At 43.4% G+C, this 16,620-nt stretch carries 12 protein-coding genes; 6 read left to right on the forward strand and 6 right to left on the reverse strand.

From position 1 onward, the window contains the following. The 3 genes from V7K30_RS13355 (at position 1) to V7K30_RS13365 (ending at position 1,724) form a co-directional block, all read left to right on the forward strand. Positions 1 to 741, forward strand: a complete 741-nt coding sequence (locus tag V7K30_RS13355) for a dienelactone hydrolase family protein (RefSeq protein ID WP_334999829.1) — start codon at positions 1 to 3, stop codon at positions 739 to 741. A gap of 100 nt (positions 742 to 841) precedes the next feature. Continuing rightward, a complete protein-coding gene (locus V7K30_RS13360) occupies positions 842 to 1,153 on the forward strand; it encodes a hypothetical protein (RefSeq protein ID WP_334999830.1) in 312 nt (103 codons plus the stop codon). A gap of 34 nt (positions 1,154 to 1,187) precedes the next feature. Beyond that, a complete protein-coding gene (locus V7K30_RS13365; protein WP_334999831.1) occupies positions 1,188 to 1,724 on the forward strand; it encodes a hypothetical protein in 537 nt (178 codons plus the stop codon). Between the two features lie 7 nt (positions 1,725 to 1,731). Here V7K30_RS13365 and V7K30_RS13370 read toward each other — a convergent pair whose 3' ends face one another. Genes V7K30_RS13370 through V7K30_RS13385 form a run of 4 tightly spaced genes read right to left on the reverse strand, consistent with a single transcriptional unit; the run spans position 1,732 to position 5,589 of the window. Then, positions 1,732 to 2,691 carry an N-acetylglucosamine kinase gene (locus V7K30_RS13370; protein WP_334999833.1) on the reverse strand — a complete coding sequence of 320 codons (960 nt, stop codon included), beginning with the start codon at positions 2,689 to 2,691 and terminating at the stop codon, positions 1,732 to 1,734. Positions 2,692 to 2,705: 14 nt separating this feature from the next. Further along, positions 2,706 to 3,977, reverse strand: a complete 1,272-nt coding sequence (locus V7K30_RS13375) for an MFS transporter (protein WP_334999835.1) — start codon at positions 3,975 to 3,977, stop codon at positions 2,706 to 2,708. A 30-nt stretch (positions 3,978 to 4,007) separates the two neighbouring features. Then, the gene (locus V7K30_RS13380) at positions 4,008 to 5,270 is read right to left on the reverse strand and encodes a glutathionylspermidine synthase family protein (RefSeq protein ID WP_334999837.1); all 1,263 of its coding nucleotides are present in this window, start codon (positions 5,268 to 5,270) and stop codon (positions 4,008 to 4,010) included. A gap of 7 nt (positions 5,271 to 5,277) precedes the next feature. Further along, complete coding sequence (locus V7K30_RS13385; RefSeq protein WP_334999839.1) at positions 5,278 to 5,589, reverse strand: hypothetical protein; 312 nt, start codon at positions 5,587 to 5,589, stop codon at positions 5,278 to 5,280. Between the two features lie 189 nt (positions 5,590 to 5,778). Here V7K30_RS13385 and V7K30_RS13390 point away from each other — a divergent pair, with 189 nt between their 5' ends. Then, positions 5,779 to 8,763 carry a valine--tRNA ligase gene (locus V7K30_RS13390; protein WP_334999841.1) on the forward strand — a complete coding sequence of 995 codons (2,985 nt, stop codon included), beginning with the start codon at positions 5,779 to 5,781 and terminating at the stop codon, positions 8,761 to 8,763. Between the two features lie 169 nt (positions 8,764 to 8,932). Further along, positions 8,933 to 9,367, forward strand: coding sequence for a hypothetical protein (locus V7K30_RS13395; protein WP_334999853.1), 435 nt, complete (start codon positions 8,933 to 8,935; stop codon positions 9,365 to 9,367). 109 nt (positions 9,368 to 9,476) lie between these two features. On the opposite strand, the gene V7K30_RS13400 is transcribed toward V7K30_RS13395, so the two are convergent. Further along, positions 9,477 to 14,117, reverse strand: coding sequence for a beta strand repeat-containing protein (locus tag V7K30_RS13400; RefSeq protein ID WP_334999843.1), 4,641 nt, complete (start codon positions 14,115 to 14,117; stop codon positions 9,477 to 9,479). 65 nt (positions 14,118 to 14,182) lie between these two features. Continuing rightward, positions 14,183 to 15,286, reverse strand: a complete 1,104-nt coding sequence (locus tag V7K30_RS13405) for a TIGR03032 family protein (RefSeq protein WP_334999845.1) — start codon at positions 15,284 to 15,286, stop codon at positions 14,183 to 14,185. 695 nt (positions 15,287 to 15,981) lie between these two features. On the opposite strand from V7K30_RS13405, the gene cysC reads away from it, so the two are divergent. Next, complete coding sequence (gene cysC / locus V7K30_RS13410; protein WP_334999847.1) at positions 15,982 to 16,587, forward strand: adenylyl-sulfate kinase; 606 nt, start codon at positions 15,982 to 15,984, stop codon at positions 16,585 to 16,587. The last annotated feature ends 33 nt before the right edge of the window (positions 16,588 to 16,620 follow it).

Consider the following 16,620-nt stretch of genomic DNA (forward strand, 5'->3'; position numbering starts at 1 on the left):
GTGCAAATAACTAAGCGCAACGTTGAGTTAAGAGTAGATGGTAGTTTGATGCGTGTTTATGTAGCGGCTCCCAAAGCAGCAGGAAAATACCCTGGTATTGTGTTCTACAGTGATATTTATCAGTTAGGCGATGCAATGATTCGTCTAGCTAACTACTTAGCAGGATACGGCTATGTAGTAGCAGCCCCAGAAATTTTTCACCGAATTGAGCCAGTTGGTTTAGTGATTGAACCAGACGATCTGGGACGGATGCGGGGTAATGACGATGCTCGTCGAACCTCCGTAGCTGATTATGATGCCGATTGCCTTGCTGTGATTGAATTTCTGAAAGGAGAGAGTGCGGTTTCTCCAAATCAAATAGGCACTCTCGGCTTTTGTATTGGTGGACATTTAGCTTTCCGCGCGGCATTTAAAAGCGAAATTCGGGCTTGTGTCTGCTGTTACCCGACTGGCATTCCCAGTGGTAAACTGGGTAAAGAGGTAGCCGATACAATTGAGCGGGTAAGTGAAATCAAAGGCGAGATGCTAATGGTATTTGGTACTCTTGATCCTCATATCCCAGAGAGCGATCGCCAAACCATAATAAAATCAATTGAGAATGCTAACATACCTCACCAAGTCTTCTTGTATGAAGCAGAACATACATTCATGCGCGACGACGGTTATCGTTATGATTCTAATGCTACCACCGCTGCTTGGTCTGAAATAGTAACTTTCTTAGAGCGCATATTTGCAGACTGAAAACTCCTATTATTGCTTTCTTCGCTTGATTAGGGTATCTTTAGATAATAGGTGATTACAAGCCAACAAAGTGCTTATGACGGGCTAAGGATGGGTTTTTATGGTAGCAATCGACACTTCAATTAAGCTATCTGAGTTTTCTTTCATGTCTAAGGATGAAAGCAAAGAGCGTGTAAATGCTTTGTTTCAAGCTGCAATCATTCCGACTCCTGAGCAAAAGCAAGCTTGGATAAAGCAAGTTAATGATGAGATTCAAGAATATGAATTTCGGTATAAAATGTCTTCAGAAGATATGCTTCAGGCTTTAAAGACTGGTGAAGCATTAAAATTCTCCGAAATCTGTAGTTGGTTAATGCTTCTGAAGACTAGAGGTCAGATTGAAAAGAAATACGGGTATTCACGATCCAAATAGATTTTTTTCGTATCAAGAAATTCATAGAACTGTTATGAATCAATTTCTTGATACTGGCTTTGTCGTGGAAGATGCTCTTGTATTTAGTCGCTGGCAAGGTTTCGATGATGAATTTAATGAAATCCCTCAAATTCGCCTAAATGGAGAAATAGGTTGTTTAGGCAGAATTTTAATAACTGTAGACAAGTACTTAAATATTTTAGAAGGGTCTGGAGATAATGCTGTTGTTCAGACCTTTTCTTATGCTTATAACGCATCAATTCAGGGGCATGGCAATATTTTTCGCTACGACAACCAAGATGATATTTTCATGTTTAATCTTGGACATGCTGATGAGCATCATAAGCATTTGTTTAATTGGCGAGTTGCTGACCAGTTAGGTAATGTTATTTGGGTAGGATATGAAGGATGGCCAAAATTGGATCAAATCATCAGAGAGGCTGAGTCTTGGTATTGGGAAAATCGTTCTGAGTTATTTTTCCCTGAACAGTCCGCTCAAATAGGTAAGGGAAGATTCGCAGCTTTTCCCATAAGTGACTTACAAAAATTTCCGCCTTCGCTTGACAGTTAGTAGCCCCTTAATTTTGAGTTGTCTGCAACGCCAACAAACCAGCACCGTAAGCAGGTTCATACCTCGGAAAAATCACCTTTACTTCAGGAAACTTCTTAACAATTGATGCTGTAAATCTTTCATGCATCTTGCATCTACCGCGCCACACACTTCCTGTTGTGACTACTTCTAAAACTGAGTCAGAACTAAAAATTGCATCAATTACTGTAGATGTAGCTTTTGCTAATTCTTTGACAGCATTATCAATTATCATATTCGCTACTATATCACCCGACGCTGCTGCCAAATCTACAATTGGTGCTAAAGCAGCTATCTGTTTAACTCCCCATCCTCGCCGATATACTACTTCTATTAAATCTTCTATATTTTCCAAGTCAAGATGCTGTTTGAAACCCTCTACCAAACTTGTTGACATCTCCCGTCTATCATAAGATTTTAATGCTGCATTCATCCCTGCGATCGCAATTTTATAGGCGCTACCTTCATCTCCTAAAATATAACCCCAGCCGCCGACTCGCTTGGTATGTCCCTGATGATTTCGCCCGAAAACTATCGAACCAGTACCTGCTGCAACCACAATTCCTACAGGCTGACCAATTCCGCCAACTAAAGCAATTAAAGCATCGTTAACAATTATAATATTCGCTGGCTGTAATGCCCAAGTAATAGACAAAAATTTGTTCTTCTGCAACTCTTGTACTAAACCTTTGACGACTTCGATATCTGCTGCACGACCTACACCTGCTAAACCCAGACATATCGCATCAATATTCACAGTATTTGTAATTATTGTTGCCTCAACCGCATTGTGAACTGCTAATTGAATAGATTGTAAAGTTGCTTCAATACCTATACTCTGATAATTAGATGGGCCCGCTTCACCACGACCTAGCACTTGACGCAAATCATCCATTAAGACACAAACAGTCTTGCTACCGCCGCCATCTATTCCCAAAACATAATTCATGAACTGTAATAATGTTAATTATTTTGGCGTTTCGGTTCTTCTTTTAAAGGTATAAAAAACAGAGCAATCATCCCAGGAATAGTTAACAAACAAACCAAGGCAAAAAATAATGGATAGCCAAAAGTTTTTTGCAGATAACCGCTAATTAAACCGGGTAACATCATTCCTAAAGCCATAATGCCAGTAGAGATAGCAAAATGAGAAGTTTTATATTCGCCTTGGCAAATATACATTAAATAAACACTAAAAGCTGTAAATCCAAACCTATACCCAAATTGTTCTAAAGAAACTAAGGGATATACTAATGTTAGCGAAGGTTTGGTGTAAGCCATATACACATAAAATATATCAGGCAAGTTTAACGCCAAAGCCATAGGAAACAGACACTTTTTTAATCCATATTTAGAAATTAGCAAGCCTCCTAAAATTCCTCCACAAATCAGGGAAATTACTCCAAATGTCCCGTAAACTAATCCGACATCTGATGTTGATAGCCCTAAGCCCCCTACTTCTGGTTTATCCAATAAAAATAAAGAGGCTATCTTCACAAGCATTGCTTCACCAAGTCTGTAGAGTAAGATAAATGCTAAAATATTTATAATTTTATCCTGAGCAAAATATGAGCTAATAATTGACCAAAAGGGTATATTTTCCCTAGCTTGTATTTGCTGTTGGTTATCTGATTCAGGTAAGGGTAAAATTAGGCGGTGGGAAATAAACAGGATTGCTAAAATTAAAGCTGAGAAGCCAATAGCTATAGTCCAGCTTAAAGGAATATTATTGAGAGATACTTCAAGCTGACCTGCTAAGACTACTAATATTCCAGAGCCAAAAATGACAGCCATTCTATAAAACAGTGAGCGAATGCCGACAAAGAAGGCTTGTTGTTCAGGAGATAAAGCCAGCAGATAAAAGCCATCTGTAGCAATGTCATAAGTTGCAGAAATAAATGCTCCTATTGTTAATGTTGCGAGGGAGATGAAAAAGAAATTTGACAGTTGTAAGGAGAAGGCTATTAAACATAAGCAGCAGAACATGGCAAATTGGGTATAAAGTATCCATTTGCGTTTGGTAGAATAAGTATCGACAATTGGGCCCCAAAACATTTTGATGACCCAAGGGAGATAGAGAAAACTTGTCCACAAGGCAATTTGAGTATTATCTATTCCGAGTTTTTTGTAAAAGATTACGGAAACTGTGTTGATGATGACGTAAGGTATACCGGAGGTGAAATATAGGGTGGGTATGTATGTCCAGGGTGAACAGTTGGTGGTTTGAGGATTCATGTTTGCCTCTAATTATCGATGCTGTTAAAATTAGCATCCAATAGGACACCAATAGGATAAGTTATCTGTAATTTCCCCTTCAGAAAGGCGCATTCCTACACCTCCAGATATAAACTTGTCATTACCATTGTTATATAGCCATGCTCCCCAAACCTGAGTCATTGACTTGCCATCAATTTCTAGTTTAGGAAACTCTAATAACTCTTGATACACATAAGTTTGTTGTGTATACCAAGGGTCATTATTACTACTACGCACAGAGATATTTCCTGAATTAACTGCAAATCCTCCTTCACCTTCTCTTCCTAAAATAGGTTTGGCAAAGTATGAATTACCTATTGCTGTTGCATTCAGTGATGTTTTAGGAAAATATTCCCAGACTGCCCCAGCATCTTTGTCAGAAAAAAAGTCATATCCCAAATCTGTAATTAGGGCAAATACACTCTTTGGTTGCAGTGCAAAAGCAGAACCAAAGTTCACAATCACAATTTTATTCTCAAAAATTAATTGTTCTAGAGCCGGCCATAATCTTTCACCTTTTTCATCAGTATCATGGATTAGCCATTCCACTGGATACCACATAAAGAGTATATCTATTGGTTTTTGTGTTCTCTGGTCAAATAGATATTCACCATCTTTGATGCCAAGATATTCTAAGGGTAAAATGGTACTTTTAGACTCCAAGTAATTGCTCAACCATCGCATAGTACCTAAATCTTCCGCATTATTCAAAGCTGTAAATGCCACGCGACAGTCTGTAATTGGTTTACGTAAATTTAAGGCGGCTCTATTTACATGCTGATTGAGTGTTATTTTTAAGATTTTTTGAGAATCTAAATCTGGTTTTTGCAATCCAAAATGTCTGGCGACTTTGTTATTGCCGTCCGTACATTCAAACCAAAAACTAGGAGTTTGGGGATTAGTTTCTACTACCTTTTTTATCCCCATTTCTTGATTCCAGCACCAGTCAAGACGCATACAAAATGGTGCAAGGAAGTCATATTTAACTAACTTGATGGTAGCTTCAGGAAATCCATAGTAAAGTAGTGTATCCTCATCAAGAGTGTGGATAATTTCCCACACTTGGGTTAAAACACTACCGACTAATTCCGATGCTTGCTGAATTTCTTGTATCGTCTGCGGTAAAACTTGATGGCAATAATAAAGAGCGTAAGGTGTTTCTTGGTCAGTTAGAGGTATACCTGTTCCTTCTTCAATAGGAACAAAGTTGTACCAACCCATTTTCATCGACTGAAATAGACGCTTTCGTTGAGGACTGTTGAAAATATTCATAACTCTCTTATCCACCCGCATGACCACCGCGACCGAAACTACCAAAACCACTACGGCCCTTGAAAGAACCGCTGGAAGTACCGACCTCCGATAAATTACCAGAACCGGATCTTCTAATGCTACTACCACCAGAGTAACCACTTGATCTGCCGCTACTATTAGATGAGGGTGGACAGTTATCGGGTTTTTGTTTAGGCTTCGGCGACGTTGTGGAGATGCAATCTGACTGTCTTGCTTCTGGGCTTGTCGCACAAGAAGCAAGTAGCGATACAGTCATAACGAGCACGATGAGTTGAAATAAACCTGGTTTCAATTTCATGAGTTTTTCTGGATGAATATACAGATGTCAGTTACGGAATTTATCCAAGATAACTACAAGGGTTAAGAATAGATTTCGCATTTCCAGATTTTTTAAGGGGTACATCCACGATTTCGAGAATTGCAAAACAAACCCTCTCCAACCCTGTGGCAAAATTTATTAGAGTCCTTCCATAGTTAGTTTTCCCGCATGACCGCAACTATTCCCAATCTCCCTAGTCTTTATGACCCTTTTTCCACTGAAGCCAAGTGGCAAAAATTCTGGGAAGACAACCAAGTTTACAAAGCTGACCCCAACAAAGGCGGCGAACCTTATTGCATCGTCATTCCACCGCCGAATGTCACCGGCAGCTTACACATGGGTCACGCTTTTGAAAGTGCGTTGATTGATACCCTCGTCCGCTACCACCGGATGCAGGGACGCAATACCCTGTGGCTACCCGGAACTGACCACGCTAGCATTGCTGTGCATAGTATGCTGGAAAAGCAACTCAAGACAGAGGGTAAAACTCGCTACGAGTTGGGGCGCGAGAAGTTCTTAGAACGCGCTTGGCAATGGAAGGCGGAGTCTGAGGGAACGATTCTAAATCAGCTACGACGCTTGGGTGTCTCGGTGGACTGGTCACGGGAAAGGTTTACTCTGGATGAAGGTTTATCCAAAGCTGTTGTCGAGGCATTTACTCGCCTCTACGAGGAAGGCTTAATTTATCGTGGTGAATATTTAGTTAACTGGTGTCCCGCTTCTCAGTCGGCTGTGTCTGACGTGGAAGTTGAAAATCAAGAAGTTAATGGGAATCTCTGGTATTTCCGCTATCCCCTCACCGATGGTTCCGGTTTTGTAGAGGTGGCGACAACTCGACCAGAAACGATGCTGGGCGATACGGCTGTAGCAGTTAATCCCAATGACGATCGCTACAAACATCTCATCGGCAAAACTTTAACTCTGCCCATTCTACAACGAGAAATTCCCATTATTGGCGATGAATTTGTTGACCCTACTTTCGGCACAGGTTGCGTGAAAATAACTCCCGCCCATGACCCGAACGATTTTGACATGGGTAAGCGTCACAATCTGCCGTTGATCAACATTATGAATAAAGACGGCACTCTCAACGCCAATGCTGGAGAGTTTCAAGGACAAGACCGCTTTGTTGCTAGAAAGAATGTGGTTTCTCGCCTCGAAGCAGATGGCTTTTTGGTGAAGATAGAAGATTATAAGCATACCGTTCCCTACAGCGATCGCGGTAAAGTACCTATTGAACCTCTCCTTTCAACTCAGTGGTTTGTCAAAATTCGCCCCCTAGCTGACAAAACTCTCGAATTCCTCGACCAGCAAACTTCTCCAGAGTTTGTCCCCCAACGCTGGACAAAGGTCTATCGTGATTGGCTAGTAAAACTCACTGATTGGTGTATATCTCGTCAATTATGGTGGGGACACCGAATTCCTGCTTGGTACGCTGTCAGTGAAACGGGTGGGCAAATTACCGATAACACGCCGTTTGTCGTGGCGAAATCGGAAACTGAAGCTTGGGAGAAAGCTAAAGCACAATTTGGTGAAAATGTCAACTTAGAACAAGACCCTGATGTACTAGATACTTGGTTTTCTTCTGGACTCTGGCCGTTTTCGACCTTGGGCTGGCCAGAACAAACTCAGGATTTAGCAACTTACTACCCGACTACAACTTTGGTGACAGGCTTTGACATCATCTTTTTCTGGGTAGCCAGAATGACAATGATGGCTAGTCATTTTACCGGGCAAATGCCTTTCCAAACAGTTTACATCCACGGTTTAGTGCTGGATGAGAAAGGTCAGAAGATGGGAAAGAGCAAAGGTAATGGCATTGACCCGTTGTTATTAATTGACAAATATGGTACTGATGCACTGCGGTATGCCTTAATTAGGGAAGTTGCTGGTGCTGGACAAAATATCCGCCTAGAATACGATCGCAAAAAGGATGAATCAGCATCGGTGGAGGCGTCTCGCAACTTTACTAATAAGTTGTGGAATGCTGCCCGGTTTGTAATGATGAATTTGGATGGACAGACACCGCAACAATTGGGGAACCCAGTAGCCACAGAATTGAGCGATCGCTGGATTCTCTCGCGGTATCATCAAGTTGTCAAAGAAACCACCAATTACATCGATAATTACGGTTTAGGGGAAGCAGCTAAGGGACTGTACGAGTTTATTTGGGGTGATTTCTGCGATCAGTATATTGAACTGGTAAAATCCAGATTGCAAGCAGATGCTGACCCCGCGTCGCGGCGGGTAGCACAGCAAACCCTCGGCTACGTGCTGGAAGGGATTATGAAACTACTTCATCCCTTTATGCCTCATATTACCGAGGAAATTTGGCAGACTCTCACCCAACAACCAGCAGATTTACCGCAAACTTTACCATTACAAATCTATCCCCAGGTGGATGCAAACTTGATTGATTCAGCATTAGAAGAACAGTTTGAATTGCTGATTGGCACTATCCGCACAATTCGGAATTTGCGGGCTGAGGCGGATATTAAACCAGGGGTAAAAGTAACAGCGAATTTGCAAACTGAAAGTGATAAAGAGCGGGAAATTCTCACTGCTGGACAGTCTTATATTAAAGATTTGGCTAAGGTTGAGACTTTAACCATTACTGACAAGCAAGAAAACCAAACTGTTGCTGCTAAAAAACCTCAAAGGGGTTTGAAGACAATTGGCTTAATTATTGTGGCCATTGTCTTTGGTAGATTGGGTTTAGCTGTGGGATATGCGATTGATGACACTCCCATCGTCGGTACTTTTTTTGAACTAGTTGGTTTTGGTTACACAGCTTGGTTTGTTAGTCAAAATTTACTAACGGCTGAAGCGAGACTTAGGTTATGGAGACAGTTTTTCCCGCAGAGAGAATTAGAACAATCACAAGAACCAGAAAATGCGATCGCTGGTGTGATTGGTACAATACAAGTGCTAATTCCTCTGGACGGCGTAGTGGATATTGAAGCTGTGCGTGCGAAACTAGAGAAAAGCCTGAGCAAAGCGGAAGCGGAAGTTCAATCCCTGAGTACCAGATTAAACAATCCTAGTTTTGTGGATAGAGCTAGAGCTGACGTGGTACAGGGAGCGCGGGATGCTTTAGCAGAAGCACAGAAGCAAGCAGAAATTTTGCGCGATCGCCTTCAGGCGTTGCCGTAGGCATCGCCTGCGTGGCTTCGGATAACTGTAATGGGTAATAGGAGTGTCAATAATTCCCAATTACCCATTAGCAATTAAGAAGATCCAAATATGAATTCTGGCACTTATTTTTTTATTAAATTTTTTTAATTTTTAATTTTTAATTTTGAATTGGAGCGAAGCGACTCTCATGCTATATCTAGCCCAGGTGCGTAAAAACGATTTTTTAGAGCAGCACCAGTTACGCTTGTTGGCGCGTCAAGAAGCTGATAACTTGTGGGCGATAATTCCAGAAGAAGCTTTTATTCTGCTAGGGAAGGGAAAGATCATGAGTGAAAACTTGCTTGTTTTAGTAGAACTTTCCCCTACAGGCGACATTGAAAAATTAGAAGAAGCCACCAACTGGGTACTCCATCTGGTACAAAACTATCTCACCATCGGCATTACCCCAGAATTTTTGCAGCACGAAGCCGAGCGAGCAGAACATTGGCGACAATCCCTGACGTTGCAAAACCAAGACTTAGCACGACGTTCCTTGGAATTGGAAGCTCGTCGTGAACAAATTCAAGCCTTAGAAGAAAGCCTCAAACGCGAGAAAAACGGTTATCCGCAAGAGGAAAGTTAAAAGTTTGCAATTATATTGCCCATAAAGCCACATCACCCCAAAGGCAGGTAGGGACGCGAAATTTCGCGTCCCTACGTAGGTTGATGCTAGGTTAATTGTCTTAGCAAAGTTAGGCAATCACAGTAATATTTGCATTAGTAAGCAATGCGTTATTCGATAACTGGGCTATTTGAACTTGTGCTGTACCACCCAATCCATCTTTATCAAAGAATAAGTTACCCGTACTTTGATTGTAGATGAAGCGATCGCTTGCTGCTGTAGCGATCGTACCAAGTCGGAACAATCCCGGATCGAGTGTCGTATCCTGAGCTTGGCTCAGTCCAAATTCCGCCTTAGAAATGAAGATAGTATCATCTCCAACAGTAAAATCAGTTATTGTATCATAGCCTCCAGTGCGGGTATCAGTCAGATATAAGCTATCTCGACCAGTTCCACCAGTCAGCGTATCTTTACCAACTCCACCATAGAGGCTATCATCACCTATACCGCCTACTAAGCTGTCATTACCGGAATTACCAAAGAGGCGATCGTTACCATCTCCTCCGCTCAAGGTGTTAGCACCAGTATTTCCCGTCAGGATGTTATTAAGGCTGTTACCAGTACCAGCGATTGCTCCGGTTCCAGTCAGGGTCAAGTTCTCCAGGTTATCTCCCAACTGCCAAGTAACTGAAGAGTTGACTAAATCTGTGCCTGCATTTAAGCCTTCAGTAATAATATCGCTGAGGTTGTCTACGGTGTAAATGTCATTACCATCTCCACCATTGAGACTATCAATGCCTGTACCTCCATCCAAGGTGTCATCGCCTATACCGCCTAACAAGGTGTCATTGCCTGAGCTACCAAAGAGGCTATCGTTACCATCTCCTCCGGTCAAGATATTCGCAGCAGCATTTCCAATCAGGATGTTATCAAGGCTGTTTCCAGTACCAATTGTCGCACTTCCAGTCAGGGTTAAGTTCTCCAGGTTATCTCCCAATGTCCAACTTACCGAAGATTTAACTAAATCTGTGCCTGCATTTAAGCCTTCAGTAATAGTATCGCTGAGGTTGTCTACGGTGTAAATGTCATTGCCGGCTCCACCATTGAGATTATCAATCCCTGTACCTCCATCCAAGGTGTCATCTCCTGCACCGCCCAATAAGGTGTCATTCCCTGTACCACCAAAGAGGCTATCGTTACCATCTCCTCCGCTCAAGATGTTAGCACCAGTATTTCCAATCAGTACGTTATCAAGGTTGTTACCAGTACCATTAATTACCCCGCTTCCAGTCAGGGTCAAGTTCTCCACGTTATCTGCCAACACAAAACTCACCGAAGACTTAACTAAATCTGTGCCTGCATTCAAGCCTTCAGTAATAGTATCGTTCAGGTTGTCTACGGTGTAAACATCATTGCCTGCTCCACCATTGAGACTATCAATCCCTGCACCTCCATCCAAGGTATCATCGCCTGCACCGCCCAACAAGGTGTCATTACCTGAGCTACCAAAGAGGCTATCGTTACCATCTCCTCCGCTCAAGATGTTAGCACCAGTATTTCCAATCAGTATGTTCTTAAGGCTATTACCAGTACCATTGATTGCGTCGGTTCCGGTCAGGGTCAAGTTCTCCACGTTATCTGCCAACACAAAACTCACCGAAGACTTAACTAAATCTGTGCCTGCATTTAAGCCTTCAGTAATTGTATCGCTGGGGTTATCTACGATGTAAATATCATTGCCGATTCCACCATTAAGACTATCTGCTCCTAAACCTCCATCCAAGGTGTCATTACCTGCACCGCCCAACAAGGTGTCATTCCCTGCACCACCAATGAGATTATCGTTACCATCTCCTCCGCTCAAGATGTTAGCACCAGTATTTCCAGTCAAGATATTATTAAGGCTGTTACCAGTACCATTAATTGTGTCGGTTCCACTTAAGGTCAAATTCTCCAGGTTATTTCCCAACACCCAACTCACCGAAGACTTGACTAAATCTGTGCCTGCATTTAAGCCTTCAGTAATAGTGTCGCCGATGCTGTCCACAATATAAGTGTCATTGCCTTTACCACCAATGAGAGAGTCACTTCCTGCACCACCATCCAATAAATCATTTCCATCGCCGCCATCAAGGGTGTCGTTATCACCTAGTCCTTGGAGCGTGTCATTACCCTGCAATCCAGAGATAATATCCCTGCTTTCCGTACCAGTCAGGTTATTTATACCTGATGTGCCATTAATTACATTAATGTCAACTTGACTAATAGTCAAGTTGACGGAGGCAGTACTACTGCCTCCGTGCCCATCACTTATGGTGTAAGTGAAGCCGTCAGAGCCATAATAGTTTTGGGCAGGGGTATAAGTGTAAGTACTGTTGCCGTTGTTAACTAAGCTTCCTTGGCTAGGTTGAGTAAACCCAGTAATGCTTAATACATCATTGACATCCACATCTGTATCATTGCTCAACAGAGTAGTAGCGCTAATGATAATGGGTGTGTTTTTGTTTGTGGTGATGCTGTCGTTAGCAGCGAGGGGAGCATCATTGGTATTAGCCACTGTCAGTACAAAAACATCGCTGACAGTTGCTGTTCCATCACTGGCGATAACTTTGATGTTGAGGCTACCAACGTTGTCATTTGTGGGAGTACCACTGAATATGGTGCCGTTGAAGGTCAACCAACTGGGAATTGGATTACCATTTTCCAGGGTGGCGCTGTAGGTGAGGTTATCTCCTGCATCAGCATCAGCAAAGGTGTTTGCTGGTAGGCTGAAGTTAAAGGTGGTGTCTTCTGTCGCTATTTGGTCAGCAATGGGGTTGGTAACGACTGGGGCATCATTCACCGCCGTAATATTAATATTGCGGGTAACGGCGGTACTATTAGCAGTCCCATCATTGACGACAAAGCTGACGGTACGAGGTGTGCTACTAGGGTTATTACTGCTGTTGGTATAAGTAATAGAACGCAGTGCGGTTTGATAATTAGCAACGCTGGAACTGCCAGTTAAGGCTAAGACACCTGTGTTGCTGTTGTAGCTGCCCGTAATCCCGTTTTGATTGGTGAAGGCGAGGGTATCTTGAGTAGAAATGAAACCACTGTTAATGCTGACGGCGGCACTAATTAGGTTAGCGGAGTCTACATCGCTGACGGTGATGCCTGAGTCAATAGCTGTAGTGGCGTTCTCGGTGTATGCCAGAGCAGAGTTGGTGGCAGTAGCAACGGGCGCATCATTCACTGCCGTAATATTAATATTGCGGGTAAGGGAGGTACTATTAGCAGCCCCATCATTAACTATAAAGCTGACGGTACGAGGTGTGAGAGTGGGGTTGTCGCTGCTGTTGGTATAAGTAACGGAACGCAGTGCGGTTTGATAATTAGCAACGGTGGAACTGCCAGTTAAGGTTAAGACACCTGTGCTGCTGTCGTAGCTGCCCGTAATCCCATTTTGGTTGATGAAGGCGAGGGTATCTTGAGTAGAGGCGAAACCACTGGTAATGGTGACGGTGGCACTAGCCAGGTTGGGGGAGTCTACATCACTGACGGTGATGGCTGAGTCGATGGCTGTAGTGGTGTTTTCGGTGTATGCCAGGGCAGAGGCAGAAGCAGAGGTGATTGTCGGGGGAACCCCAATGTTGGTGTTTAATTGGGCATATACCCCATTGCCAGACCCGTCTTGACCATCGCTAGTCCAGGAAATTACAAAGTCCCCCCCTGCATCCATCGCTACTGTAGGGTTAGATTGACTGTTGGTGATGTAGGTATTGACCTTATATTCGCCCCCTTGAGGCACCCCAGCACTGTTGTAGCGTTGGGCATATATCCCATTACTAGACCCGTCCTGACCATTGCTAGTCCAGGAAATGACAAAGTTCCCATCTGCATCTATCGCTACTGTGGGGTTAGATTGATTGCCAGTGGTGTAGGTATTGACCTTAAATTCGTTTCCTTGAGCTAGCCCGGTACTGTTGTAGCGTTGAGCATATATCCCATAGCCAGACCCGTCCTGACCATCGCTTTGCCAGGAAATGACAAAGTCCCCCGTTCCATCTATCGCTACTGTGGGGTTATATTGAAAGCTGCTGGTGTAGGTATTGACCTTAAATTCGTTCCCTTGAGCCACCCCGGCACTGTTGTAACGTTGGGCATATATCCCATAGCCATCCCCATCCTGATAATAGCTTTGCCAGGAAATAACAAAGTCCCCTGCTGCATCCATCGCTACTGTGGAGTTAGATTGATAGCCGCTGGTATGGGTATTAACCTGAAATTCGCCCCCTTGAGCCACCCCAGCACTGTTGTAGCGTTGAGCATATATCCCATAGCCATCCCCATCCTGACCATTGCTTTGCCAGGAAATGACAAAGTCCCCTGCTGCATCCATCGCTACTCTGGGGTTATTTTGAGTGCTGTTGGTATAGGTATTTACCTTAAATTCGTCCCCTTGAGCCACCCCGGTACTGTTGTAGCGTTGGGCATATATCCCATCGCTAGACCCGTCTTGACCAGAGCTAATCCAGGAAATGACAAAGTCCCCATCTGCATCTATCGCGACTGTGGAGTTAGATTGATTACCACTGGTGTAAGTATTGATTTGAGATTCGTTCCCTTGAGCTACCCCGGCACTGTTGTAGCGTTGGGCATATATCCCATTGTTAGAACCGTCCTGACCATTGCTAGTCCAGGAAATAACAAAGTCCCCAGCTGCATCTATCGCTACTGTGGAGTTAGATTGATTGCCGTCGGTGGTGGTATTGACTTGGAATTCAGTCATGAAAAAACCTCTGAAAAAAAGTAAAAATTTGATTTCAACAATTACGCTTTGATTAGGCAGACTCTTTAGTCATTAGGAATCACTGCACTCGGTCGCAGCCAGTAATTCAACTCTGGTGCAGTAAATGCTTGGCGGATTTCTTTACGTTCTTGATTTAAAACCATCGGACGCTGTACATCAGGGAGAAACTGCACATCATAAAGTTCTTGACAGCCTGTCGTGAACTTCAGCATCCCTACTTGCTGTCCATTTCGTAAATCCACGACTGCCACACCACAGAGCAACCGCTCAAACCGTTGGGCAATGGGCAACCCCCCAAAAATATGCCGTTCCCGAATCTGGCAAAGTCCGACTAGGGCGTAATACCCCACGCAGCACAACCCCCGCAGAAATCCAGGGAGTACACAGACTACCTGTTTGTCCCCTGATTCTGGATGAATGCGCCATATTTCCCCAGCACCAGAGTTGAGTAGCCACAAAAACCCGTCATGCCAGATTGGGGAATGGGGCATTGATAATCCATCTACAATAATTTCATTGCTCTCTACTTCCACAACGACCCCACCGTTGGCTTTACCTGGTCGCCACCCGCCGACGGTATCTGTCGCACCGAGGGCAGTCACATACTTGGGGTTGCCATCCACCATCGCCAACCCATTGAGGTGGCAGCGGTCTTCTGGCACTACTTCGGAAATAAATTTGGGATGCCAGCGCGGTACAAAGCTAAAGTCTGGACTCAAGGCAGAAAGGCAGGAAAAGCGGGTGTTGACAATCCACAGCCCTTCCCTGCCAAATTCCAGGTCGTGAATGTTGAGGTCGCCTGTGAAGTATGCCATCCGTGGCAGGTAGAGTGCATCGTAGCGTCCGGGCTGGTCTTCTAAAAACTCATAGGCTAATGCGGGGGCATTGGCTAATAAACAGACTTCGTGATGGGTAGCCAGTGCTAGACGTGAACCATGAACTGCCAACCCCATTGGTTTGGAAAATTGGCGTAACAGCATAGTAATTTGTTGCCCATTCCAGCCCACAACTGCCAGTTTCCCTGCTTGGTAGGTGGTGATGGCAATTGAGCCTCCGGCTTGACTTAGCCAGGAGATAAATCCCTGATCGGCATCACACTGAATTAAGTTATTCTCTTCTGAGGCAGTAGTGGTAGAGGTGGCTAACATAAATAAGTTGAATTATCAAATTTTGTTGGGGAAACTTGGACTTAGTTGAGTACTAAAATAGTCAGTGGCTCTAGCCCTTAAAATTAAGCGATAAATCGCTCACTACGAACCTCTCAGAATTAATGAGACAGACCACTAAGCGTTCATTGTCAATAAACAAACGTGTATCAGGAACAGCACCCAAAGGAATCGCCCCCAGATAATAGGTCGCGCCCCCATAAGGCTAGATCGTCCCTAACTTTATAGACATTTTGAACTTAGTTTTTTTTATAATGTCTTAGTGCTAAGTTTTATTGTGGGATCTTACTGTTATAATAATGACTATTTTCTTAAATAAAAACTGTACATATACTGAATATAAAACTTGGTCAAAACTTCAATAATTTGCAACCTGGATCAGCAGACTTAGTTCGTATAGTCGCGAAGCTCATCGTTAGGCTTGAGAAAGTGCGTAGGTGTAGCCTGTCGTAGACATCGCCAGCCTCTGTATTAAATCTTGAGCCAAAATACGTATAAATGCGATTCTTACGCTCGAAATGAGTAGAGGTAAAAGTAGCAAGGCTGACACGAGCCGCCAAGCAAGGCGTGAAATTCCTGCTAAAAAAGGATTATAAAAATAAAATTGCTATTTGACCCGAAATTACCCAAAAAAGCTTTTTTTTGGTGTGTCATTTGAAGTGTACGGCGGAGGTAGGATGAGACAACAAGAGTATGGTGTGACAGTATGGTTCACTGGTCTGAGTGGTGCAGGTAAAACTACTATCTGTCAATTCGTGGAGAAGGAACTGCGGATACAGGGATACAGAGTTGAAGTTCTGGATGGCGATGCGGTACGTCAAAATCTATGCAAAGGGTTGGGTTTCAGTAAAGAGGATCGAGAAGAGAATATTCGGCGCATTGGCTTTGTGGCTCATCTTCTTGCCAGAAATAATGTAATTGTATTGGTTTCAGCCATTTCACCGTACCGTGAAATTCGGGAAGAAGTGCGCCAAAGTATTCCATCTTTCATTGAAGTTTACGTCAATGCATCATTAGAAGTTTGTGAACAGCGAGACGTAAAAGGGTTATATAAAAAAGCCAGATCCGGGGAGATTAAGCACTTCACTGGTATTGATGATCCTTATGAAATACCACTCTGTCCTGAAGTCGAATGCAAAACTAACCAAGAAAGCGTTGCCCAAAGTGCGACTAAGGTCTTAGAAAAGCTGGAAGAGTTGGGTTATATAGTTGCTAGAGTGATTGACACTAGTAAACTCAACGAGGTTGTCACCAACCCCGTTGGTCTTCAAAACCGTGCATGAAACTTTCGCTTCACACGGCTCCTCAATGATTCG

This window comes from Nostoc sp., assembly GCF_036917655.1.
Lineage (GTDB): Bacteria > Cyanobacteriota > Cyanobacteriia > Cyanobacteriales > Nostocaceae > Nostoc.

Bases quoted from the DNA above. Each gene is read 5' to 3' on its own strand.
- V7K30_RS13380 (WP_334999837.1), bottom strand. From the start codon at position 5,270: ATGAATATTTTCAACAGTCCTCAACGAAAGCGTCTATTTCAGTCGATG.
- V7K30_RS13390 (WP_334999841.1), top strand. From the start codon at position 5,779: ATGACCGCAACTATTCCCAATCTCCCTAGTCTTTATGACCCTTTTTCC.
- V7K30_RS13400 (WP_334999843.1), bottom strand. From the start codon at position 14,117: ATGACTGAATTCCAAGTCAATACCACCACCGACGGCAATCAATCTAAC.
- V7K30_RS13370 (WP_334999833.1), bottom strand. From the start codon at position 2,691: ATGAATTATGTTTTGGGAATAGATGGCGGCGGTAGCAAGACTGTTTGT.
- V7K30_RS13360 (WP_334999830.1), top strand. From the start codon at position 842: ATGGTAGCAATCGACACTTCAATTAAGCTATCTGAGTTTTCTTTCATG.
- V7K30_RS13375 (WP_334999835.1), bottom strand. From the start codon at position 3,977: ATGAATCCTCAAACCACCAACTGTTCACCCTGGACATACATACCCACC.
- cysC (WP_334999847.1), top strand. From the start codon at position 15,982: ATGAGACAACAAGAGTATGGTGTGACAGTATGGTTCACTGGTCTGAGT.
- V7K30_RS13385 (WP_334999839.1), bottom strand. From the start codon at position 5,589: ATGAAATTGAAACCAGGTTTATTTCAACTCATCGTGCTCGTTATGACT.
- V7K30_RS13395 (WP_334999853.1), top strand. From the start codon at position 8,933: ATGCTATATCTAGCCCAGGTGCGTAAAAACGATTTTTTAGAGCAGCAC.
- V7K30_RS13365 (WP_334999831.1), top strand. From the start codon at position 1,188: ATGAATCAATTTCTTGATACTGGCTTTGTCGTGGAAGATGCTCTTGTA.
- V7K30_RS13405 (WP_334999845.1), bottom strand. From the start codon at position 15,286: ATGTTAGCCACCTCTACCACTACTGCCTCAGAAGAGAATAACTTAATT.